Genomic DNA, 20,954 nt, shown 5'->3' on the forward strand with positions numbered 1-20,954 from the left:
TCGATTGTTATAATTAAAATCATCAAGGAAATATATCTCAAATAATTGTGAATTAAAGGAGGAAAAACAATGAAGAAAATTAACAAAAAAACGGGGTTAGTCATTAGCGGTGTCGTCTTAGCTCTTGGAATTTTGGCTGTTCCAGTTCTCGCTGGTACTGACTCGAAAACAGAGATCCAAGTTAATGTACCGCCTGTGACTGTTACAAGCCAGAACATCAAAACTGTAGCTGATACCCCTGCCAATCCTAAGTTAGACCAAAATACTCCAAATACTCAAGCAACCCCAAATGATCCTAATGGTAGTAATTCTATTAGTGCTGAAAACATGCAAAGCATGCATGATTCAACTGCCATGCAAGAAGCAATGAATTCTGGAGATACTAATAAAATGAAGGATGCTATGAATTCTCCCGAGATTAAAGCCCAACTCGGCGAGGATACGGTCAACTCAATGAATGAAATGATGAGTAATGTGAATATCAATGCGATGCACGGTTCTGGTGCTCAAGGTAGTAGCATGATGGGTTCTGGTGCTCGTAACACAGTGAATTGGCAATAATACCTTACTTTGGGTCAAGGGAGCGCTGCTAAACCCGAAGGGAGTTAAACAAGAAACGCACTATGAATAAAGAAACTGAATTGACTCGAAAACGTTATAACCGGACCTCCCACTTTTACGACTTGATGGATCGAATGATTAATCCGGAATTGCGTACCAAAGCAATTCGACAGGCTTCAGGAAAAGTCTTAGAGATAGGAGTCGGAACCGGAAGCAATCTTGCTTACTATCTGCCGGGTTGTGAAGTCACCGCTATTGACCTCAGTCCGGGAATGTTAGAAAAGGCTAAGGGAAGAGTCAGGGAGGCCAAAGTTCCTGTTCAACTTATGGAAATGGATGCCCAGAATATCAAGTTTGCGGACAATACCTTCGATACAGTCATCGCAACGTGTGTCTTTTGTTCTATACCGGATCCTATCAAGGGACTGCAAGAGATTAAGAGGGTATGTAAACCAAACTCTAAAGTCATCCTTTTGGAACATGTTCGGAGCGATAACCCTATTCTAGGGGTGATTATGGATATTTTGGATCCCTTAACTGTGCATATGGGACCCCACATCAACCGGAGAACCGTAGAGAATATTCGAACTGCCGGGATCAAAATCAAAAACGTGGAAGACCATTATTTTAAGATCATGAAGTTAATTGTGGCTGAGGCGTAAAATAGCTTGCGACGGAGGTCATCAGTAATCTAAAAGTCAGGGGTAGAAAACGCTTAACCAAGCACTTTTGCCGCCTGCTTTTTGTGTTCTCATAGTGGTGTAAAGTTTTATGTATTTTCATAGGTTATTCATCATCCTTTCAAGGGGAATTCATAAGTTCTTAGTATACTGAGAATAGAGGTTAAGTAAAAATAAAGGAGTTGGATTAATAATGTGTGATGTTTCTCAAACGACAGTTCTTAAAATCGAGGGCATGACCTGTGGACATTGCCAAGCTTCTGTGGAAAAAGCACTTATCGGTGTAAGTGGAGTAACAGAGGCTCGAGTCAATTTAGATCGTAAGGAGGCAGTTGTCAAAGGGTCTGTCGACCGTGAAAAGTTAGCCCGAGCGGTGGAAGAAGCGGGCTATAGGGTAGTTGGTGAATGAGTTATATCGAGGAGGGTTAGGTATGTGGGAGTTTATCAGTCAAAACTGGTGGATCCTTTTCTTCGTTGCAATGATGTTTGTTATGCACCGTTCGGGGGGAGCGGGTTGTTGCGGTGGAGAACGAGAACATGGTCAACGGAAGGATTTGCAGGACGAAAATCTTCGAGGTGTCAGTAATAACAGTGGTCACGACCCTAAATAGTTCTCAAGAAAGCAACTTTAGTAGGTAAAGTTTTTTTTTAAGCGCAATATAGGGTAGGATCCTATCCTATATTGCGCAAAGGGAGGGAAAAAGATGGAAATACTCGGAGTAAAATCTGATAACTTCCCACTATCGGAAGATGCTGAATCGGAACGGAGCAGTCATCATGATGAAAAAACGATACAAGAGCTTAGCAATCGTCTAAATCGGATCGAAGGCCAAATTCGGGGTGTGAAGGGAATGATAGAACGGCACGTTTATTGTGATGATGTTTTAAATCAGATTTCTTCTGCTCAATCTGCTCTCGATGGGGTTGCTAAAATACTTTTGACCAAGCACATGAAATCATGCGTTAAAGAGAGGTTGGATAGCGGCGATACCCAAGTGGTTGATGAAGTTCTGCATACAGTATTCCGCATGATGAGGTAGAGCCTAATAGACTTAGGTTAATTAGCAATAGTTTCTCATGGAGGTGAGGATATGAATTCAGAAATGGAAAAGGAAAATGTCGAACAGGTTAGTCTGCCTGTGCAAGGTATGACTTGCGCAGCCTGTGTGGCGAAAGTGGAAAAAACTTTAAAAAGTATCACTGGGGTTCAGAAAGTCAATGTTAATTTGATGTCGGGTAAAGTATCCGTTTCCTATATGCCGGATAAAGCTGGAGTTCCTCAGATGGTCAAGGCCATCCAAGATGTTGGGTACGTTGTGCCGGAAGAAGAAGTCTTGCTTACGGTTCGTGGTATGAGTTGTGCGGCGTGCGTTGCTAAAATCGAGAAGGGAGTCAAAGGTCTACCGGGGGTAACTTCCGTAGTCGTGAATCTACCGGCTGAGTCTACCAAGGTGAAGTTTTACCCGGGAGCGGTCGACAAAAGCCGTATTAAAAAAGAGATCAAAGCTCTTGGCTATGAGGCTTCGGAAAAGCTATCCGGTCAGGCCGCATTGGACAGCGAAAAGGAAGCCCGCCAGAAAGAACTGCGTTATCAGACCCGCAACATGTGGATTGCCTGGCCTCTGGCGGTTATAGTTATGGTGGGTATGTTCCGAGATATGTGGATCTTCCCCTATTTTGTACCTGAATTTTTAGGAAACCCTTATGTCCTATGGGCCATATCAACACCGATCGCCTTCATACCGGGCGCGCAGTTTTTCAAGCATAGCTGGAACGGCCTCAAACGGGGTGCGACAGATATGAATCTGCTCTATGCGACAGGGATTGGAGCAGCCTATATCATTGCTACGATTAATACATTCTGGCCAGATGCCGGGTTCGGGGGTAGGGGAGCTACATTTTTTGAATCGGTTGCTTTGCTTACCACGTTTATTGTCTTAGGTCGCTATCTTGAAGCGATTACCCGCGGGAAAACCTCTGAGGCAATCCGGAAACTGATGAGTTTACAGGCGAGAACAGCTCGCGTGATCCGGAACGGTCAGGAAGTGGATATCGCCACCGACGAGGTGGAAATAGGAGATATCGTGGTTGTGCGTCCTGGGGAAAGCATACCGGTAGACGGGGAAGTTGTCGAAGGATATTCCTCAGTAGATGAAGCGATGATCACCGGAGAAAGTATACCGGTTGAAAAACGTGCCGGTTCCTCGGTAATTGGAGCGACTATTAACAAGACAGGGTCTTTTAAATTCAAAGCAACCAAGGTGGGCAGTGAAACAGCGTTAGCACAAATTATTAAGATGGTAGAAGATGCCCAGGCAACTAAAGCACCCATTCAAAAACTAGCTGATCTTGTCGCCGGTCATTTCATCGCCGGGGTTCACGTTCTTGCTTTGATTGTCTTCTTTATATGGTTCTTTTTCGGCTATAATGCCTTCTTTTCACCCGATAGTCAGTTTATTCTCTCCCCTTATAGCTTAGCTGAAGTCGGTGTCTTTGGATTCGCTCTTCTGTTGTCAGTCACGACGCTAATTATCTCCTGCCCTTGCGCGCTAGGTCTAGCTACGCCGAGTGCAATCATGGCGGGTACAGGTAAAGGCGCAGAAAATGGAATCCTCTTTAAGGGGGCCGATGCAGTTGAAGCAAGCAGTAAACTTAATGCTGTTGTGTTTGATAAAACGGGGACACTCACCAAAGGAGAACCTTCGGTTACGGATGTATTTGTGAGTCCAGGCTTTGTTCATAATGACATCCTCAGGTTGGCAGCAATGTCGGAAAAACCATCTGAACATCCTTTGGGGGAAGCGATTGTACGTGGAGCCAAAGATAAAGGTTTGAACATTGATGATGTCGAGCGTTTCGAGGCCATCCCTGGTTATGGCATAAGGGCGAGCTATCAGGGGCAAGAGATTCTTTTGGGGAATCGGCGCTTGATGAAACAGGAAAAGATTGCTATCGGAAACCTGAATGCGAAAATGGAACAGTTCGAAGAAGAAGGTAAAACGGCCATGCTCATGGCCATCGATGGTCAGGCAGCCGGTATAATTGCGGTGGCGGATACCTTGAAGGAAAATGCTAAAGTAGCGGTAGAACGTTTATATCATATGGGGGTCGAGGTGGCGATGATCACCGGAGACAACCGCCGGACAGCGGAAGCGATTGCCCGACAAGTGGGAATAAAAACAGTGCTTGCGGAAGTTCTTCCCCAGGATAAGGCTGAAGAAGTGAAAAAACTACAAGCAAAAGGGTATAAAGTAGCGATGGTGGGAGACGGGATTAATGATGCTCCTGCTTTAGCCCAAGCCGAAGTGGGGATCGCTATTGGATCGGGAACAGATGTCGCTAAAGAAACAGGAGATGTCATCCTTATTAAAGATGACATTCGTGATGTTGTCGGAGCCATTGAAATCGGGCGGGCGACCATGCGTAAGATTAAGCAAAATCTTATCTGGGCTTTCGTCTATAACATCACAGGAATTCCGTTAGCGGCAGGTATCCTTTATCCTGTTACAGGCTTACTCGTTAGCCCAGAACTGGCTTCCTTCTTTATGGCCCTAAGTTCTTTCTCGGTTACGATGAACACACTGCTCTTGAAACGCTTCCAGCCTTCCTTTAAAAAGGATAAGAACAAATCCGAAACAATGCCTGTGCACATGGCACAGTCGGCGCGTTAAGTGAGAGGAGGTTTTTAGCCATGAACGAATTGGAAACAAAGGCGGCAAGACAGGCTTCGCTAATTTATACAGCAATATCACTGGTTATAACTTTTCTATTCTTGGGTTTAACGTTCGTTACCGGCGAGAGCTATAATCTTGTTGCAAGAATTGGCGGTATGATTTGGATTTTCGTCCTAAGTATGATTGTCTCCATGCCGATCATCATTCCGGCAGTGAAGAAAAGAGTTGTAGGGTAATGTGAAGGGAGGTGTAATGATGCTTAGAAAACAATGGATGCTTCGGGCCGTTGCTCATTGCGAAGGCGGACATTAGCGAGCTTTGAGTAAAAGCCAGGGGGTAGAAACACTCATAAGGGGTTTTCTGCCCTCTGATTTTTTTTGCGTCCTATTTCTTTGATGTTATGAAGTCTTTGAGTATTCATAGGATCTTCATATTTATTTCAAGAGTATTTCAAAAGTCCTTAGTATACTATTCTTAAGTGTTAAGTACTTAAATAACTGGAAGGAGTTAATGAAGGAAAGCTGGAAGGAGTTGTTCATTGATGGACAAGGTGAAACAAATCCGATTAACACGAAGAAATCTCATAAAAGCCAGTCTGTTCATGGGAGGTACGCTGGCTCTAGGGATCGTTCCAGCAAAAGTAGTTCTGGCTGGTCCTAAAACTACAAATGAAACTGCTTCAGCGGGAAAAAAACAACTTGGCTTTAGTTATGATGAAGAAAAATGCATTTTATGCGGGGCCTGCGTTCGAGCTTGTAAAGCGACCTGGAAATGGGAGGCGGGAACTGAGTGGCGTAAGCTTATTATTGGTGAGCAACATAATTTATCCGTGAGTTGTAATCATTGCGAAGACCCGGCTTGCGTGAAAGTTTGCCCGGTGAAGGCGTACACAAAGCGCGAAAAAGACGGTATTGTTATCCAGGACAGGGAAAAATGTGTCGGTTGTAAATACTGTTTATATGCTTGCCCTTACCATGCCCCGTCATATAGCGAACCAAACCTGGTCATTATTCCGAAAGATGCTAAGAAAGCGTAACATTTCAGTAAAATTTAGAAGAAGATATTCAGTTAAACCAAAAGGGAAAGGAGAAGGATAACATGAGGGTTAAAGTTATAGTCCTTGTCCTTGCTTTGGTCGCAATTTTAGGCGTATGGAAAGGACTCGATAACGTTCGGGCTAACCAAACAGACAAGTCGAGTAACATTACTCAGGAAAGCAGTTCCCAATCGGTTCCAGTGGAGAATACGACGAATACCTCGAAGAAAACTCAGCCAGTTATTGACGATCAAGGTGGGATTCAAGTGGGAGTTATCTGGGAGAAACAGGCTTCATCAGCTCTCCAAAAATTTCAAATTGAGATTAACAATCACAGTGTGAATTTAGATGATTATGACTTTGCTCAGAACATTCAACTAGAAATCGCAGGGAAAAAGAATAATGCAGTAGTCAAGGTGCTGAACCGTGGGGGCGGCGGACACCACGCGTCCTCAGAGATTAGCATTGAAACCCCAGCTCTAGCAAAGCTACAACCAGGTGATAAAATTACACTAAAAGTAAATAAGTTGGGTGATACGCCAGAAAGGAAATTTAACTTTGTCTATTAAGAAAGGCTATAAGGAAGAAGGATAATGCGTGAGCACAACGGTACTGATTATTGCTTTTGCGGCAGGGGTTCTCTCTTTTGTGTCACCCTGTATCATCCCCATGCTCGGTGTTTATTTTTCGCTTATAACCGGTCAGACGATTTCCGAACTTAAAGAAGCCCAGCTGAATCAGGAGATCCGTGTACGGGTCTTTAAAAATACGTTAGCCTTCGTTGTTGGTTTTAGTTTGGTTTTTGTTGCCGCTGGAGCTTTAGCCGGTGAATTAGGAGCAATTCTGGAAAAATGGCAGGGCTTCCTTAATATCCTTGGCGGAACCGTAATCCTCGTACTCGCCCTTAAATTGCTTGGCGTATTTGCTTTACCTTTCTTAGCTAAAATCGCCTGGGAACCGGCCTTCTTTAAAAAACTTAGGACCAAGGCAACGCGTAGTCCTTGGTCAGCTTTCATGGTTGGTCTGTTGTTTTCAATTGCCTGCTCCCACTGTATCGCACCAACGTTATATTCAATCATTGCTGTCGCCGGGGCGACACGGAGTACGACAAATGGTATGCTCGTTATGCTTATGTTCAGCCTAGGGTTGGCTATACCTTATATCCTCACAGGATTAGCATTTAACCGGGTGATCAAGGTACTTAAACGTCTCCGTAAAAAACAACGCATTATTGAACGCCTCGCCGGCTTGCTCATGCTTTATATGGCTTATCTGATTTATACCAATCAATTAACTGTTTTAACCGGCTATTTGTCGCGAATCCTGCCACGTTTGCCACTTGGCATGTAGCAATTCATCGAAAATTCATGTTTTATTCATTCTAAATTCATATTGAGGTTGTACACTAAAGTAAGATTTACAAGAGTATACAGATGCTGAATCTGAGTCCGAAACTCAGAGCGGGGGAGATATTTTTTGGGGTGAATCACGTACTTTTACGTGTAGGGCTTACACCTAGTCCGAACTCGTCAACTAACCTCGTAAGCAAGAAAGGTGGATTACTATCAGTGAGCACAGCGCAAACAAAATGGGTTAGTGTTTTGACTCTATCCGGAATGGTATGGGTATTAGGCCTTTCTGTTCAAACGGTTCCCTCCCAAGCCTTCGTTAAGCAGCAAGAGAGTGTCCAAAGTTTAAATCGTAGCGAAACCCAGATTTCCTCAATGTTTGTTAAGGATAATATATCGGAGCAAACGAAGACCCCAGAGAATCGTTTGCAAAGTGAAGAACCCGAAAAAAAAAGTAACCCAACACAGGTAGCAAGCCAAATCGAAGAGGAAAGTCCTTCCAAAGTTATAAATAGGACTGACACCAAAAACGTATCCGTTGCAAGTAGTTCTACCGAGCCAAAGGCTTCGTCTCAGGTATCCAGAGGGAGTTCGGAAGTGGATAATTTAATTAAGCGGGCTACGAGTTTACAGGGAATCCCTTATCTCTGGGGTGGTACGACAAGAGCCGGCTTTGATTGTTCAGGTTTTGTTCAGTATGTATTTAAGGCTTCAGGAGTTTCCCTCCCCAGGTCTTCCTTTGAACAGTATAAAGTAGGAACACCCGTGAGCAGAGATCAACTTAAACCAGGCGATCTCGTGTTTTTTAGTACTTATAACTCTGGAGCATCTGATGTACGAATATATATTGGCGGTGGACGTACAATTGGCTCCGCCAGAGATGGAGTCGCGATCCATAGTCTATCTGAAAGTTATTGGTCCAGTCGTTACGTGGGAGCACGCAGGATTTTGTAATCCTATCCTAATTTCGGAAGGGGTAAAAAGATGAATTGCTGTGATAATGAGGATAAGAGCGAGAATAATAGTCAACAGGAGAAAAAGCATAAGGGCCATATGCCCCACATGCTGATGATGATACTATGCTGTGGTGCACCCCTTTTAATTTTGCTTTTCTTACCAGTTATTAGTACTAATGTATCTCCTAATGTAAGGAATCTCTTGATAACTATAGTTCCGTTTATTTGCCCTATAATGATGGTGTTCATGATGCCGATGATGATGAAGGGAAATAAAGATAAGCAAGCGGAGCATAATCCTCGTGAACTCAAGGAAAGTGAAAATGTAACAGAAAAGTAGGGCAGAAAGGCTTTTTCAGATTATAAATCGAATAAAAACAGGTTGGCTATTTATACCAACCTGTTTTTAAAATTTATATTAGTTTAGCCATTTTTCCTTGGCAATGTTACCTTAAACGTAGTACCTAGGCCTACTGTGCTTTCAATCGATATTTTGCCGTTATGAAGGAGGACAATTTGACGGACAAGGGCTAAGCCTATGCCACTACCACCAGTTTCACGGGCCCTGGATTTATCGGTTCGGTAAAATCGTTCAAAGACGTAGGGAAGATCATTTTCAGGTATACCAATGCCAGTATCCCTAACCTGGACATCGATATTATCTTGTCCAGCCTGCATCGTAATCTGTATTGTTCCACCAGATTCTGTGAACTTATAAGCATTGTGGATTAAGTTATAGAATAGTCGGGTCAAAAGTCGCTCGTCACCTAAGATATTGGTGGGTTGGGGTAGCGGAGCCCAGGATAAGTTAAGTTCTTTTTCCTTTAGAAGAGGATATAAATTGTGTGTCACCTTATCAATAATATCGTTTAAATTCACCGGAAGGGGGTTCACCCTGAGAACTCCAATCTCGGCAATATTCAAATCTTTTAAGTCACTGGAGAGGCCGACAAGACGGTCAATTTCTTCGTTTAAGGCAGAGAAATTTTCGGAGTTAGCCGGAAGGACACCATCTTGAAATGCTTCAATGTAACTGCGGATTGAAGTTAGCGGTGTTCGTAATTCATGGGCGATATCTGCTGTAAACTGCTTGCGTAGTTCTTCTTGGTGCTTAAGATTATCAGCCATCGTGTTAAAGGCTTCGGCGAGTTGTCCTACTTCGTCTTTGGTTGATGAGGATACACGTTCTTCCAAGTAACCTTGTCCAATGCGAAAAGCGGCTTGAGTTAGCTTTTGTAGCGGAGCAACCAACTGCTTGCTGGTAAAGTAGATAAGCAAGATCCCGATCAATAATGCTAATCCACTAGCCATAATAAGAGAATAAAAAACAGAGGTCATAAAAGAAGTATCCGCTGGGTTAAGGATTCTTGCGCTAGTGGGATAACGAAGAAGAGCGGTAGCCAGTGTTTTCTGCTCCTTGGCGATAGTTATCGTTCTGGTTTTCCAACCCTGTACCGAGTAAGGCATGTTCATCATGTCTGCTACTGTAGCATTTTCTAGATGAGTATCGCTCATATTCTCGTGCATGGAGTCCATGGAGTTCTTGAGTATAGCGATAACATTGCCATTTGGATCCTGCAGTGTGACCTGGGTACCCAAGGGAAGTGATTCGCCAATTTTATCGAGCGTAATCTGATCCCAGGATGTATTTTTATAGGCTGAAAGTAAACGCTGGGGGAGCGGTTCGAGGGCAGCTTCAGTTGTATGGGTTAAATAATTACCAAATTCCTTCTTATACACGAAATTCACTGAAAACATGCTTAAAGCTAGGGTTAGGAGTACGATTGCTAAAGTTGATAAAAAAAGTTTTCTCCGCATTTAGGCCTCCGCATTTGGATTAAACTTATACCCTATCCCATAAACCGTAATGATAATTTTAGGCTCCGCGGGGATTTCCTCTATTTTTTGACGGATTTTCTTAATATGTGCGTCAACTATCCGTTCGTCACCATGAAAATCATAACCTTGAACCATTCCTACAAGTTGAGTACGCGAGTATACTCGTCCCGGATGTTTAGCCATGACGGAAAGTAGTCTAAATTCCATGGGAGTTAAGGGAATTACTTCTCCATTATACCGGACTTCATGCTGGATCGTGTTTATAGAAACGCCATTATCAAAAGTTACAGTATCGGCAACGGGGCCGAGATCCGTATTTGTTCGACGCAGGACAGCCCGCACCCTTGCTACCACTTCTCTTGGACTAAATGGTTTAGTGATATAGTCGTCTGCCCCCAATCCCAGTCCGAAAATTCGTTCCTCTTCCTCAACCTTTGCTGTCAGCATTATGACGGGGGTAGCGGAAATTTTACGTATTTCCCGGCAAATCTCTTCACCGGAAAGCCCAGGTAGCATTAAATCAAGGAGTACTAAATCATATGAATTTTCTTTGAATAAAGCTAAAGCCATCAATCCATTGGCAGCGGTCGTAACACTATACCCTTCTTGTTGTAAATAAGCCTTAAGGACGGTCGTTATCTTTTTTTCATCATCGACTAATAATATTTTCATTTTTTCTTCTCCCTAACGTTTTTACTTCTTCTGTCTAAATACTCTTGGAATAAAACGTCCTGTTTTATTAGCATAGGCTATGTATTCTTCACCAAAGGCTTTAATGGATTCGCTTTCTTCTATCTTTGCCAATTTAATATACATTACCACTAAGATGGGGAACATGATCACTGTTAATAAGGTTGGCCATTGTAATAAGAAACCAAACATGATAACAATAAAAGCAGCATATTGAGGGTGGCGTATCAGAAAATATGGACCTGTCTTGGCAACGACTCCTTTGCGTTGTGCCTTATACAAAAATATCCAGGTTACGGCTAAAAAGAATAGTCCACCGTTTATTAGCCAGGTGCTTGCAACATGAATAGGACTGTTGTGCGGGTCTCCGCTTAATCCAAACAGATCATACCAAATGTGACCTGAATTATGGGAAAACAATGTTAATTGAGGGAACATTTTACTTAACCATCCCGAAAGAAAGTAAATTGTAAGCGGAAACCCGTACATTTCTGTGAATAAGGCCACGATAAAGGCGGAGAAGGTTCCGAAAACACGCCAGTCCGTTAGATTTTTGGGTCTGACAAAACTAAAAGCAAAGATAATGAAAATCAATGAGTTTATCAGAACGACATTCCAATTACCATAATCATACATGTTTATTCCTCACCTTTTCTCCGTTATTATTTAGCTGATATTTCATATCATACAATCAAAAAATTGCTTATAAAATTTATTCTGTTATTTAAAATCTAACTTATATATAAGCATAACTCGTGAAAATCTTATGAACTTCCTATGAATAAAGATTTCTTTCTTCGAAATTCCTCGAGTTATTATGATTTTCGGGGACAAAAGATAATTCAAATCATATGATTTCACAAGGTTGATTCAGGAACTGCAAGAAAAAATAGGACGCTTTAATTCATAGTTATAACCAGGAATTTTCACAAGAAGTTCACAAAAAATTCATGAGATATTCCAATCTTGTGGCTAATATTAAAGATGCCAAGTCCTACAAATTTTACATTGTGTTTTTTTTTACAAGTTTTAACCAAATTAAATTCTAGGAGGTTGACAATGGTGAAAGGGCAAATTAACAAAAACAATAATAAACGTGACAAGTTTACTCAACCCAAGAAAAAGAATAACGTTCCTTTTTTTGTATTTACAGGGGTTGCCGTCGTTGTCTTAGCAGTGGGTGGTTTCTATTTCTTCGGTAATAAAAATTCAGGGGTAGCGTCAAAGGAGACGGCCAGCATTGGGCAAGCGGTTACCTATAATGCAAATGACAAACTTCAACAGACCAAAGTTGCCAGCAAAGTTGAGAATGGAAAAGTTTCAGTGACCTCACTTACCGATTTAAAACAGAATAAGTTTATCTGGACAGAGTATAAGGCGAATGGAAAAAGAGTTCCGTTAACGGCGATTGCCGAGCCCAGTGGCAAGGTTGTTGTTGCGGTGAGTGTATGTGAACCCTGTAATGGTGAAAGCTTCCACATTAGTGGGAATAAGATAATCTGTAATGTATGCGGGACGACCTGGGATCTAGAAAGCTTTAAAGGCCTAAGTGGGGGCTGTCAACAGTATCCACCTGAAATACTCCCATATACTCAAAATGGAGATAACTTAGAAATTGACCAAGCCAAACTCGATGCCTGGAAACCAAGAGTTTAGCCATGAGTTTAATTAAGATTGAAAATGTATCGAAAACGTATGTCGGAGGCGAGGGGCTGGTTGAAGTTTTAAAAAACATCAATTTGGAAATAGAGGAAGGTCAATTCCTAGCGCTACTTGGTCCCTCTGGTTCAGGCAAAAGCACCCTTCTGAGTATCCTCGGAGCGCTCAATCCGCCTACCTCGGGTCAAGTATTAATCGATGGCATTTCCATCTACGATCTGGACAGTGAGCGGAGAGCGGATTTCAGGCATGAATACATTGGCTTCGTCTTCCAGCAATATCAACTTATCCCTTACCTAACTGCCTTGGAAAATGTCATGTTACCCTTGGCGATTAGTAAACGTTCTGACAAGGAACAACGGGAAATGGCTCAGACGGTATTGGAAAAAGTAGGTCTTGGTCAAAAATCTATGCGCTTACCCAACCAGTTATCGGGTGGGGAACAAAACAGAGTTGCAATTGCGAGAGCAATTGTTAACGAACCGGCACTTATCTTCGCGGATGAGCCAACGGGTAGTCTGGATAGTAAGACAGCCAAGGAAATATTGGACCTTTTTCAAGCATTGAATAAAGATGGCTTAACTATAATTATGGTTACTCATAATGTAGAAAACTTGGCTTGGGTATCCCGTTCCATATCGATTCGGGACGGGCAACTTTGCGCGGCAACCTAAAGTCGAAGGAGGACAAGATGAGGTTAACACATATTAGTATTCAGAACCTTCGACGGCGCAAGTCCAGGACATTTTTAATGATGTTCAGTATTATCATCGGAATCGCGTCCAGCACCTTCCTTTTTATAACCACTCAGGCGATGGAAAAGGATGTTGCCGATAAACTCGATCAGTATGGATCGAACATATTAATTCTCCCCGATTCAGGTGAAGCTTTAACCTTTGGTGGAATTACTGTTGGGGTCACAGGCCAAGCCGAGGAACTGAATATGTCTATGGTCGAACAGATGCAAACCATTAAAAACAAGGAGAATCTGGCGACCATTTCACCGAAACTTTTAGCGGATGCGGAGATTAATGGTCAAAAGGTTTTGCTCGTGGGTGTTGATTTTGAAAAAGAACTCAGGCTTAAAAAATGGTGGAAAATCGAAGGCTTAAATTTTGGGCAATTGCCCGAAAAGAATGAAATCGTCGTGGGTAGTGATGTCGCTAGGATTCTAGGACTTACCCTAGGAAAAAGCGTTGACGTTAAGGGTCAGTCGTTTTTAATCAAAGGGATCACCCAACCGACCGGTTCAGTCGAAGACGATCAAGCCATTTTCATCGATCTCAAAACGCTGCAGGGAATAGAGAATAAGCCCAATTCCTTGAGCATGATCGAAGCTGCCGCTTTTTGCTATACCTGTCCGATTGAGGAAATGACGAAGCAACTTAGAGAAAAGCTCCCTGGGACGAAAGTGACTGCCTTGCGGGCAACGCTCGAGTCGAGAGATCAGACGGTTAAGAAGTTCAGCATGTTCTCCATTGCTACTTCAATTATCTTACTGATTACGAGTGCCTTAGTTGTGGCAATTTCCATGATCTCTTCAGTCCGTGAACGAACACGAGATATTGGGGTGTTAGGTGCCATTGGCTTTAGAAAACGCCACATTTTGCAAACTATTTTTCTTGAGGTTACTTTGGTCAGCTTTGTTGGAGGACTAGCCGGTTATCTCCTAGGCATGGGTTTAGCCGTAGCCTACGGACCGACGATTGCTAAGATGGCAATCACCCTTCCCTGGCAGCCTATTCTAGGAGTGTATGCAACCTTAGGTGCAGTATTGATTAGTGTTTTGGCCAGTGTTTATCCCGCTTGGAAAGCTGCAAAACTTGATCCGATCGAGGCGCTCCGGTATTTCTAGGAGGAAATTATGACGCTAACTCAGATTGCTCTACAAAATTTGCGACGACGTAAAGGTAAAACTCTTTTTCTCGTTTTAACCATTTTATTAGTTGTGGGAACGATTACGACATTAAATATACTTTCTTCGAATATGAAGCAGGATTTGCAACAAAGTCTGAGTCAATATGGAGCTAATATCATCATCACCCCTAAGTCTGAACATTTGGCTCTAAGCTACGGGGGATTGGCTGTTTCTGGAGTTGATTATGAGGTCAAAAATCTTGATGCAGGAATAATCGAGAAGTTACAGCAAGTTATTGCTCCTGGTGATGTCGTTGCTCCAAAGATAGTCGGTAGTGCTAAGGAAACTGAGCAAACGTTTCTTATTGTCGGCGTAGATTTTGCCCAAGAACTTCAGATGAAGCCCTGGTGGAAAATTGAAGGTCAAGCTCCGAAGACTAAAGAAGTTGTCGTTGGGTCCTCGCTTGCTACTCAAAACAGTCTCAAAATCGGTGATCTGCTGAGGATCGATAATCAGGGCTTGGAAGTCGTGGGAGTAATGCATGAGACTGGGGGATCTGAGGATAATGCGGTATTTACTGATTTTCAGACGGCAAGGGATTTAACTGGAATCCAAAACGATTGGTCCATGATTGAATTAAATGTGGCTGAACTCCAAAAGATCCTCCCTTCAATTACCAAGGAACTGCCGGAGGCCAAAATAGCCCAAGTCTCGCAACTAGTTCAAAGCACCCAAGAAAATGTAGAACGTTTTACGAACTTTTCGGTATCCATCTCGATAGTCTTAGTTGTGATCGGCGCTTTTGTGATTATTTCTGCATTAGCCGGAAACGTTAACGACAGGGCAAGGGAATTAGGTATTTTTCGAGCGATCGGGTTTCGACAGTCCCATGTCCTAAGCTTACTGGGACAGGAAGCTTTAATTATAAGTTTCATCGGAAGCTTGCTCGGCTATCTTTTAGGTATCTTTTTACCCTTTGCCTTGGGGCCCCTTCTTTTTCAGAAAACGATGCCTCTACATGCTTCTGCTTTATTAGGTATCCTTTGCATTCTCGGGGCAATGCTCATTGGATTAATGGCTATGATCTATCCAGCGTGGAGAGTGACCAAGCTCGATCCTCAAGAGGCTTTGCATTTAATGTAATGTGAGAAAGAGCATCCGAAGTGGAGTTCTATAAAGGCATAGAAGATTAAGAAGAGATTAGGAGAAAGTAGGGACATAAATGAATATGAATAATATCGATCCAGAAGAGACGCAAAAAATACTGATTCGTCTTAAAACTGTTAGAGGCCATGTAGCGGCTGTTGAACGGATGATTGAAGAAGGAAAGGATTGTGATGAGGTTCTGCATCAACTGCTTGCGATTCGTTCTGCGGTTCAAAAGGTCTCCGTTGTTATTGCTCAGCGTTATACGAATATCTGTCTGATTGAAGCATTGGAAAAAGGGGAGAATCAGCAGGAAGTTATGAATAAAGCGATTGAAACATTGATGAAATTAAACCAGTGAGCTGAGGGATGGTTTAGTTTATCAAAGGGACTCTGTTTCCGTTTCCAAAGGAAGGTTGACGAGAAACGTTGTTCCTTTGCCGACAACACTTTCAACGTCGATGGTTCCTTGATGAAGAAGGAGAATTTGTTTAACTAAGGCAAGCCCTATTCCCGTGCCCCCGGTTTCTCTTGCCCTTGATTTTTCGGCACGATAAAAGCGTTCAAAAATGAAAGGAAGATCCGCCTCGGGAATTCCGATTCCTGTGTCACTGATGTTGATGTCGACCGAATTCGGCTGAACTGTAAGTTCAATCTTGATTTTCCCCTCTTGTCCCGTGTATTTATAGGCATTGTGGATCAGATTATAAAATAAACGCGTGAGGAGTCGTTCATCCGCCATGATGCTAACATTTTCTGGAGATAAAAGTGCCGTCAGTTCGATGTCCTTTTCTTGAATTAAAGGGGAAAGATTGTGAATGACTTTTTCTAATACGGAAGTAAGATTAACAGGTTGAAGTTGAGGTTGAAGCTTTCCGATTTCAGCAATGTTTAAGTCTTTGAGATCGCTGGATAAGGAGACGAGCCGATCAATCTCTTCACTTAAAGCAGAGAGGTTCTCTTGATTTGGAGGGAGAATTCCGTCCTGAAAGGCTTCGATGTAACTGCGGAGCGAAGTCAGAGGTGTTCGTAATTCGTGGACGATATCGGCAGTAAACTGTTTACGCAGCGTTTCTTGTGATTTGAGGTCGTCTGCCATGGAGTTGAAAGCTTTGGCAAGTTCGCCTACTTCATCTTGACTCGAAATCATGACTTTCTCGTCTAAGTGCCCTAGTCCAACCCTTTTTACGGCCTTAGTTAGATTTTGAAGTGGCTTAACGAGTTGATTGCTTGTCCAGAGACTGAGTAGAAAACCAATAACCAAAGCGAGCACTCCCGCTCCAAGTAAAGAACGATATACGGCAGTGACGAAGGATAAATCCTCAGGATTAAGAACTCGAGCGTTTGAAGGATAGCGAATTTCAGCGGTTGCGATGACGCCTTGTGCTCCGGTGATAGTTAAGGTTTGGGTTTTCCACTCGCTTATGGAATAGTTCATCCCCATTCCCATCATACTTTTCTGCATCATTTCATCCATTGGGTTGGTTAAAGTGGTGATGACTTGTCCTTGAGGATCTTTAAGGGTAACTTGAGTTCCCATCGGTAGATAGTGGCTCATCGCATTGAGACTCGCTGCATCCCAATGCCCGCTATTGCTGTAGATACTGCTTAATTGTTCGGGTAATTGGGAAAGAGAGGATTCCGCAGTTTTCGTCACGTAATTCGTAAATTGGCTCTTAAAGACTAAATTTACGGAGATCATACTGAGGATTAAAGTGACTAATATGACGGCAAAAGTGGATAAGAATAATTTTCGACGCATCCTAAGCCTCCAAATTCGGGTTAAATTTATACCCTACGCCATAGACAGTAAGCAGGATTTTGGGTTTTTCAGGAGTGCTTTCGATTTTCTGGCGTAATTTCTTAATATGGGCATCGATCACTCGATCATCTCCATTAAAGTCGTAGCCTTGTACGATCTCGATAAGTTGGCTACGGCTAAACACCCTTTCTGGATATTGAGCAAGTGCTCCTAAAAGTTTGAATTCCGTGGCTGTAAGTGAGATGATTTGCTTATTAAGACGAACCTCATGTTTAACATTATCGATCATCAAGCCATTGTTATAAGAAACGACGTCAGCGAAAGGAAAATTTTCAGAACCTGCGCGACGTAATACTGTGCGTACGCGTGCGACAACCTCTCTTGGACTAAAGGGCTTTGTAATATAATCATCTGCCCCAAGGGTTAACCCTTGGATTTTTTGGTCTTCCTCGTCCTTGGCCGTTAGCATGATAATTGGGGTCGGAGAAATCCTACGGATTTCTTGACATATCTCCTCTCCGGAAAGACCTGGAAGCATCAAATCTAAGATGACAAGGTCAAATTTATTTTCTTTAAAAATAGTTAATGCCACAAGTCCATTGGTTGCTGTCGTAACGCTATACCCTTCTTGCTGAAGATACGCTTTGAGAACCTTCAAGATGTTTTTTTCATCATCGACTAAGAGAATACGCATGGTTATTAAACTCCTTCTAACGATCGTTATCGGGTCAACCTTTTTACATATATTATACTTTATTTTTGATGCTTAATAACATCTTAATAAAAGGCTTTAGCAATAAATCCCTATTTACTGATCGTGAATGCGGTTTAGTTTCTCTTTTACCGCGATAGCGACGAGATGTGTCGCTAAATAAAGAATTTGCTGTCTCCAAAAGTAAACATAATTGGTTAAATTCACAAGGCCTATCGTGCTAAGAGGCGGCGGGTTAATTATAAAAAGAAATGAGATTAACTGTCTCTAATAGGAGACAGGGTTTCACAATGTACTATTTTCTGCGAAGCTGAACAAAAGGTTCGACCTGGGGAAATGCCTAGTGCCCAGGCACTTTCTCACAAATTTAAAAATTATGGGTGCTTTTCAGAATATTGGTTCGATTCTTGCAACAAATATTTATATCTTCTAGGTGGATTGAGGTGGATAAAGACTAAATTCGCAGAGAAACGGTTTTTAATCGGAGTAAGAATGTGAGAAGATGGAGAGAATTTCGTGGTCTTAGTAAAATTAGTGTTTTAGGCACTGGGACGATGGAAGTCTTTTGCTTAAACAGAAGGTTAGTGCCAGTTATTTGGGGAATGGGAAAGTTTGAATTCGAGAAAAATTAAAGCTCAAAATGCCACAGTTAGAGAGGAGAAATAATAATGCAAGAGGTTGTCATTGTAAGTGCTCAGCGTACACCAATCGGAGATTATCTGGGTAGTTTAAAAGATGTTTCGGCGATCGAACTTGGGGTGATTGCTTTAGAAGCAGCGCTGGAGAAAACGGGCTTGGATGCTTTTCAGATTGAAGAAGTGGTAGCAGGTAATGTTTTTCAGGCAGGGTTAAAAGGAAACCCCGCACGCCAGGTTGCCCTCAAAGCAGGTTGTTCCTTGGAAACGGTTGCCGTTACGATTAATCAATTATGTCCATCATCAATGCGTGCCACAGAAATTCTAAGTCAGGAGATCGCCTTAGGCAAGGTGGATATCGGCGCTGCAGTCGGTATGGAAAGCATGTCAAACATTCCCTACCTTTTACCGAAGGCCCGGAGCGGCTATCGTATGGGGAATGGCGAAATCATTGATGCTATGCTGAATGATGGCTTGTTTGACGCGTTCTATGACTATCATATGGGTATGACAGCGGAGAACTTAGCGGAGCAGTATGGAATTTCTCGTGAGGAACAGGACGAATTGGCGTTCTTAAGCCACCAACGAGCACTTCAGGCTATAAAAACAGGAAGATTCACTGAAGAAATCGTGCCAGTTGAAGTCAAGACCAAAAAGGGAATTGTAATGATTGATACAGATGAGCACCCTAACGCTGCAACGAGTCGTGAGATTTTAGCAAAGCTTAAGCCTGCGTTCAAGAAAAATGGAACTGTCACCGCAGGGAACGCTTCCAGCCTAAATGATGGAGGTTCAGCATTAATCTTAATGTCTGCGGAAAAGGCGGCTGAGCTTGGGATTAAGCCCTTAGCAAAAATTCTTTCTACTGCTTCCGCGGCAGTAGATCCCAAAATCATGGGTATTGGTGTTGTACCTGCTGTAAAGAGGGCTTTAAAGTTCGCCCAATTAAGTCTGGATGATATTGATTATTGGGAACTGAATGAAGCGTTTGCTGCCCAATTCCTGGCAGTGAATCGCGAATTAAAAATAAGTATGGAAAAAGTAAATGCGAATGGTTCTGGGATTTCCTTGGGGCACCCCGTCGGGAATTCTGGCGCACGCTTAATTGTTAGTCTGCTGCACGAAATGCGACGTCGCGGAGCGCGATACGGCTGTGCATCCCTTTGTGCCGGTGGTGGACCTGCCGTTGCTACTGTGGTTGAACTTCTTTAAAAAAATACCTAAGGCAGATAAGAACATTTTGAAAAGAAGGGATTCATATCAAAACTGAGACCTGTCAAGTTCAAGGAAAGAAGATCTTTTATCGTGAGAGCTCCATGGCAGGTGGAAAGCTTGAGGATAAAGTGGTGCTATTTATTCATGGCGCCGGAGGTTCAAGCGAAGTTTGGTTAAACCAGCTTTCCCCGATTGAGGGTTATCGTTTATTAGCGTTGGACTTACCTGGGCATGCTCACTCGGAAGGAAGTCCCGCAAGTAATATCAATGAAAATAGTCATTTTATCGCCGATTTCATTCAAACCCAAAATCTCCATTCTGTAATTCTCGTGGGCCATTCGATGGGTGGTGGAATTGTTTTGGAATGTGCTCTAGCTCATCCCGAATGGCTCCGGGGAATGATCCTCATGGATACAGGAGCGCGTCTTCGGGTAAAAAAAGAAACTCTCGAGCAACTGAGACAGGGGAGTTTACCCTATGAGATCATTCCTTACCTCTATCGCCAGAAGACTGAGCCGGAGGTTCTTAGGCAGGCCTTAGAGGAAATGAAGGGTATTTCAACCAAAGTCTACCTAGCTGATTTCCAAGCGTGTGATGCCTTTGATCGGAGTAAAGACCTGCAGGATCTCAATATTCGGGCTTGTATAATTTGTGGAGAGGATGACCGTATGACCCCCCCTAAGTACTCAACCACTCTTCATGAAGTTCTTCCAAACTCTGAACTAAAGATTATCTCCAAAGCAGGACATATGAGTATGCAAGAAAACCCAGAGGACGTCAATAGGGCAATTGCGGAGTTTTTAATTAAGGTTTGAAATTCGCTTAAATTAAAAAGACCTAAGCCAGTAAAGAAGCGTTTCGAAAGTATATTTCTGGAACGCTTCTTTTACTGGTTCCCTTTATCGACCCGTCCAACTTATACGAATTCTCCTTTCCAGTTGCGTGTTAACTACGATGTTATTCTATCCTTTGAATCTGAAATATATCTGAGGTTTACTGAAAGTTTGTTGGAACCTAGCTGAAAAAATCCGATTCTCGATTGAGTAATTCCTAATCGGTCTGTTGACTTTCAAGATTAAATACAGTAGAATAAGATTCGTCTCAAATGCCGATGTGGCTCAGTGGTAGAGCAGCTCACTCGTAATGAGCAGGTCGTCAGTTCGACTCTGACCATCGGCTCCA

The 20,954-nt window shown here is 42.7% G+C and carries 24 protein-coding genes, 1 tRNA gene and 1 riboswitch; of the genes, 20 read left to right on the plus strand and 5 right to left on the minus strand.

The features are described from left to right. The first annotated feature begins 69 nt into the window (after nucleotides 1–69). From VM640_RS01005 to VM640_RS01060, 12 genes are all read left to right on the plus strand, one after another. Nucleotides 70–561 carry a hypothetical protein gene (locus VM640_RS01005; RefSeq protein ID WP_325389009.1) on the plus strand — a complete coding sequence of 164 codons (492 nt, stop codon included), beginning with the start codon at nucleotides 70–72 and terminating at the stop codon, nucleotides 559–561. A 62-nt stretch (nucleotides 562–623) separates the two neighbouring features. Continuing rightward, on the plus strand, nucleotides 624–1,223 hold the full coding sequence (locus tag VM640_RS01010) for a class I SAM-dependent methyltransferase (RefSeq protein WP_325389011.1): 600 nt from the start codon (nucleotides 624–626) through the stop codon (nucleotides 1,221–1,223). A 211-nt stretch (nucleotides 1,224–1,434) separates the two neighbouring features. After that, complete coding sequence (locus VM640_RS01015; protein WP_325389013.1) at nucleotides 1,435–1,650, plus strand: CopZ family metallochaperone; 216 nt, start codon at nucleotides 1,435–1,437, stop codon at nucleotides 1,648–1,650. Nucleotides 1,651–1,672: 22 nt separating this feature from the next. Then, nucleotides 1,673–1,852, plus strand: a complete 180-nt coding sequence (locus tag VM640_RS01020) for a hypothetical protein (RefSeq protein WP_325389015.1) — start codon at nucleotides 1,673–1,675, stop codon at nucleotides 1,850–1,852. A gap of 93 nt (nucleotides 1,853–1,945) precedes the next feature. After that, complete coding sequence (locus tag VM640_RS01025) at nucleotides 1,946–2,281, plus strand: metal-sensitive transcriptional regulator (protein ID WP_325389017.1); 336 nt, start codon at nucleotides 1,946–1,948, stop codon at nucleotides 2,279–2,281. A 51-nt stretch (nucleotides 2,282–2,332) separates the two neighbouring features. Beyond that, nucleotides 2,333–4,912 carry a heavy metal translocating P-type ATPase gene (locus tag VM640_RS01030; protein ID WP_325389018.1) on the plus strand — a complete coding sequence of 860 codons (2,580 nt, stop codon included), beginning with the start codon at nucleotides 2,333–2,335 and terminating at the stop codon, nucleotides 4,910–4,912. A 20-nt stretch (nucleotides 4,913–4,932) separates the two neighbouring features. After that, nucleotides 4,933–5,151, plus strand: coding sequence for a hypothetical protein (locus tag VM640_RS01035; RefSeq protein WP_325389020.1), 219 nt, complete (start codon nucleotides 4,933–4,935; stop codon nucleotides 5,149–5,151). Nucleotides 5,152–5,456: 305 nt separating this feature from the next. Then, nucleotides 5,457–5,951: a 4Fe-4S dicluster domain-containing protein gene (locus VM640_RS01040; RefSeq protein WP_325389022.1), complete on the plus strand. Its 495-nt coding sequence runs from the start codon at nucleotides 5,457–5,459 to the stop codon at nucleotides 5,949–5,951. A 62-nt stretch (nucleotides 5,952–6,013) separates the two neighbouring features. Next, on the plus strand, nucleotides 6,014–6,520 hold the full coding sequence (locus VM640_RS01045) for a hypothetical protein (protein WP_325389024.1): 507 nt from the start codon (nucleotides 6,014–6,016) through the stop codon (nucleotides 6,518–6,520). A gap of 28 nt (nucleotides 6,521–6,548) precedes the next feature. Next, nucleotides 6,549–7,301, plus strand: a complete 753-nt coding sequence (locus VM640_RS01050; RefSeq protein ID WP_325389026.1) for a cytochrome c biogenesis CcdA family protein — start codon at nucleotides 6,549–6,551, stop codon at nucleotides 7,299–7,301. A 74-nt stretch (nucleotides 7,302–7,375) separates the two neighbouring features. Next, nucleotides 7,376–7,513, plus strand: a riboswitch (cyclic di-AMP (ydaO/yuaA leader). 6 nt (nucleotides 7,514–7,519) lie between these two features. Next, complete coding sequence (locus VM640_RS01055; protein ID WP_325389028.1) at nucleotides 7,520–8,254, plus strand: C40 family peptidase; 735 nt, start codon at nucleotides 7,520–7,522, stop codon at nucleotides 8,252–8,254. 30 nt (nucleotides 8,255–8,284) lie between these two features. Then, entirely contained in the window at nucleotides 8,285–8,596 is a 312-nt protein-coding gene (locus tag VM640_RS01060) for a hypothetical protein (protein ID WP_325389030.1), read from the plus strand. Nucleotides 8,597–8,679: 83 nt separating this feature from the next. Here VM640_RS01060 and VM640_RS01065 read toward each other — a convergent pair whose 3' ends face one another. From VM640_RS01065 to VM640_RS01075, 3 genes are read right to left on the minus strand one after another with little or no spacing between them, the layout of a single operon-like run. Beyond that, entirely contained in the window at nucleotides 8,680–10,074 is a 1,395-nt protein-coding gene (locus VM640_RS01065; protein WP_325389032.1) for a sensor histidine kinase, read from the minus strand. Continuing rightward, nucleotides 10,075–10,767 (minus strand): response regulator transcription factor, encoded by a 693-nt coding sequence (locus VM640_RS01070; RefSeq protein WP_325389034.1) that lies wholly within the window; start codon nucleotides 10,765–10,767, stop codon nucleotides 10,075–10,077. Between the two features lie 21 nt (nucleotides 10,768–10,788). Continuing rightward, nucleotides 10,789–11,421 (minus strand): methyltransferase family protein, encoded by a 633-nt coding sequence (locus VM640_RS01075; RefSeq protein ID WP_325389036.1) that lies wholly within the window; start codon nucleotides 11,419–11,421, stop codon nucleotides 10,789–10,791. Between the two features lie 423 nt (nucleotides 11,422–11,844). Here VM640_RS01075 and VM640_RS01080 point away from each other — a divergent pair, with 423 nt between their 5' ends. The 5 genes from VM640_RS01080 (at nucleotide 11,845) to VM640_RS01100 (ending at nucleotide 15,809) form a co-directional block, all read left to right on the plus strand. Then, a complete protein-coding gene (locus VM640_RS01080) occupies nucleotides 11,845–12,441 on the plus strand; it encodes a DUF2318 domain-containing protein (protein ID WP_325389037.1) in 597 nt (198 codons plus the stop codon). Between the two features lie 2 nt (nucleotides 12,442–12,443). Then, a complete protein-coding gene (locus tag VM640_RS01085) occupies nucleotides 12,444–13,118 on the plus strand; it encodes an ABC transporter ATP-binding protein (RefSeq protein ID WP_325389038.1) in 675 nt (224 codons plus the stop codon). A gap of 17 nt (nucleotides 13,119–13,135) precedes the next feature. Beyond that, nucleotides 13,136–14,299 carry an ABC transporter permease gene (locus VM640_RS01090; protein WP_325389040.1) on the plus strand — a complete coding sequence of 388 codons (1,164 nt, stop codon included), beginning with the start codon at nucleotides 13,136–13,138 and terminating at the stop codon, nucleotides 14,297–14,299. Nucleotides 14,300–14,308: 9 nt separating this feature from the next. Continuing rightward, entirely contained in the window at nucleotides 14,309–15,445 is a 1,137-nt protein-coding gene (locus VM640_RS01095; RefSeq protein ID WP_325389042.1) for an ABC transporter permease, read from the plus strand. 85 nt (nucleotides 15,446–15,530) lie between these two features. After that, on the plus strand, nucleotides 15,531–15,809 hold the full coding sequence (locus VM640_RS01100) for a metal-sensitive transcriptional regulator (RefSeq protein ID WP_325389044.1): 279 nt from the start codon (nucleotides 15,531–15,533) through the stop codon (nucleotides 15,807–15,809). A 21-nt stretch (nucleotides 15,810–15,830) separates the two neighbouring features. On the opposite strand, the gene VM640_RS01105 is transcribed toward VM640_RS01100, so the two are convergent. Together VM640_RS01105 and VM640_RS01110 are read right to left on the minus strand one after the other, a co-directional pair. Next, a complete protein-coding gene (locus VM640_RS01105; RefSeq protein ID WP_325389046.1) occupies nucleotides 15,831–17,210 on the minus strand; it encodes a sensor histidine kinase in 1,380 nt (459 codons plus the stop codon). Between the two features lies 1 nt (nucleotide 17,211). Beyond that, a complete protein-coding gene (locus VM640_RS01110; RefSeq protein WP_325389048.1) occupies nucleotides 17,212–17,904 on the minus strand; it encodes a response regulator transcription factor in 693 nt (230 codons plus the stop codon). A gap of 686 nt (nucleotides 17,905–18,590) precedes the next feature. On the opposite strand from VM640_RS01110, the gene VM640_RS01115 reads away from it, so the two are divergent. The 3 genes from VM640_RS01115 to VM640_RS01125 all read left to right on the plus strand — a co-directional run bounded on the left by VM640_RS01115 (nucleotide 18,591) and on the right by VM640_RS01125 (nucleotide 20,954). Then, complete coding sequence (locus tag VM640_RS01115) at nucleotides 18,591–19,769, plus strand: thiolase family protein (protein WP_325389050.1); 1,179 nt, start codon at nucleotides 18,591–18,593, stop codon at nucleotides 19,767–19,769. Between the two features lie 104 nt (nucleotides 19,770–19,873). Further along, nucleotides 19,874–20,587, plus strand: coding sequence for an alpha/beta fold hydrolase (locus VM640_RS01120; protein WP_325389052.1), 714 nt, complete (start codon nucleotides 19,874–19,876; stop codon nucleotides 20,585–20,587). A gap of 292 nt (nucleotides 20,588–20,879) precedes the next feature. Beyond that, nucleotides 20,880–20,954: transfer RNA gene (locus VM640_RS01125), tRNA-Thr, on the plus strand.

The organism is Desulfitobacterium sp., from assembly GCF_035539115.1.
In the GTDB taxonomy this organism is placed as follows: Bacteria; Bacillota; Desulfitobacteriia; order Desulfitobacteriales; family Desulfitobacteriaceae; genus Desulfitobacterium_A.

Excerpts from the sequence above, each read along its gene's own strand:
- VM640_RS01020 (WP_325389015.1), top strand. The coding sequence starts at position 1,673 with ATGTGGGAGTTTATCAGTCAAAACTGGTGGATCCTTTTCTTCGTTGCA.
- VM640_RS01065 (WP_325389032.1), bottom strand. The coding sequence starts at position 10,074 with ATGCGGAGAAAACTTTTTTTATCAACTTTAGCAATCGTACTCCTAACC.
- VM640_RS01085 (WP_325389038.1), top strand. The coding sequence starts at position 12,444 with ATGAGTTTAATTAAGATTGAAAATGTATCGAAAACGTATGTCGGAGGC.
- VM640_RS01110 (WP_325389048.1), bottom strand. The coding sequence starts at position 17,904 with ATGCGTATTCTCTTAGTCGATGATGAAAAAAACATCTTGAAGGTTCTC.
- VM640_RS01005 (WP_325389009.1), top strand. The coding sequence starts at position 70 with ATGAAGAAAATTAACAAAAAAACGGGGTTAGTCATTAGCGGTGTCGTC.
- VM640_RS01075 (WP_325389036.1), bottom strand. The coding sequence starts at position 11,421 with ATGTATGATTATGGTAATTGGAATGTCGTTCTGATAAACTCATTGATT.
- VM640_RS01040 (WP_325389022.1), top strand. The coding sequence starts at position 5,457 with ATGGACAAGGTGAAACAAATCCGATTAACACGAAGAAATCTCATAAAA.
- VM640_RS01105 (WP_325389046.1), bottom strand. The coding sequence starts at position 17,210 with ATGCGTCGAAAATTATTCTTATCCACTTTTGCCGTCATATTAGTCACT.
- VM640_RS01115 (WP_325389050.1), top strand. The coding sequence starts at position 18,591 with ATGCAAGAGGTTGTCATTGTAAGTGCTCAGCGTACACCAATCGGAGAT.
- VM640_RS01095 (WP_325389042.1), top strand. The coding sequence starts at position 14,309 with ATGACGCTAACTCAGATTGCTCTACAAAATTTGCGACGACGTAAAGGT.
- VM640_RS01060 (WP_325389030.1), top strand. The coding sequence starts at position 8,285 with ATGAATTGCTGTGATAATGAGGATAAGAGCGAGAATAATAGTCAACAG.
- VM640_RS01015 (WP_325389013.1), top strand. The coding sequence starts at position 1,435 with ATGTGTGATGTTTCTCAAACGACAGTTCTTAAAATCGAGGGCATGACC.
- VM640_RS01045 (WP_325389024.1), top strand. The coding sequence starts at position 6,014 with ATGAGGGTTAAAGTTATAGTCCTTGTCCTTGCTTTGGTCGCAATTTTA.
- VM640_RS01010 (WP_325389011.1), top strand. The coding sequence starts at position 624 with ATGAATAAAGAAACTGAATTGACTCGAAAACGTTATAACCGGACCTCC.
- VM640_RS01070 (WP_325389034.1), bottom strand. The coding sequence starts at position 10,767 with ATGAAAATATTATTAGTCGATGATGAAAAAAAGATAACGACCGTCCTT.
- VM640_RS01120 (WP_325389052.1), top strand. The coding sequence starts at position 19,874 with ATGGCAGGTGGAAAGCTTGAGGATAAAGTGGTGCTATTTATTCATGGC.
- VM640_RS01025 (WP_325389017.1), top strand. The coding sequence starts at position 1,946 with ATGGAAATACTCGGAGTAAAATCTGATAACTTCCCACTATCGGAAGAT.
- VM640_RS01035 (WP_325389020.1), top strand. The coding sequence starts at position 4,933 with ATGAACGAATTGGAAACAAAGGCGGCAAGACAGGCTTCGCTAATTTAT.
- VM640_RS01030 (WP_325389018.1), top strand. The coding sequence starts at position 2,333 with ATGAATTCAGAAATGGAAAAGGAAAATGTCGAACAGGTTAGTCTGCCT.
- VM640_RS01100 (WP_325389044.1), top strand. The coding sequence starts at position 15,531 with ATGAATAATATCGATCCAGAAGAGACGCAAAAAATACTGATTCGTCTT.
- VM640_RS01080 (WP_325389037.1), top strand. The coding sequence starts at position 11,845 with ATGGTGAAAGGGCAAATTAACAAAAACAATAATAAACGTGACAAGTTT.
- VM640_RS01090 (WP_325389040.1), top strand. The coding sequence starts at position 13,136 with ATGAGGTTAACACATATTAGTATTCAGAACCTTCGACGGCGCAAGTCC.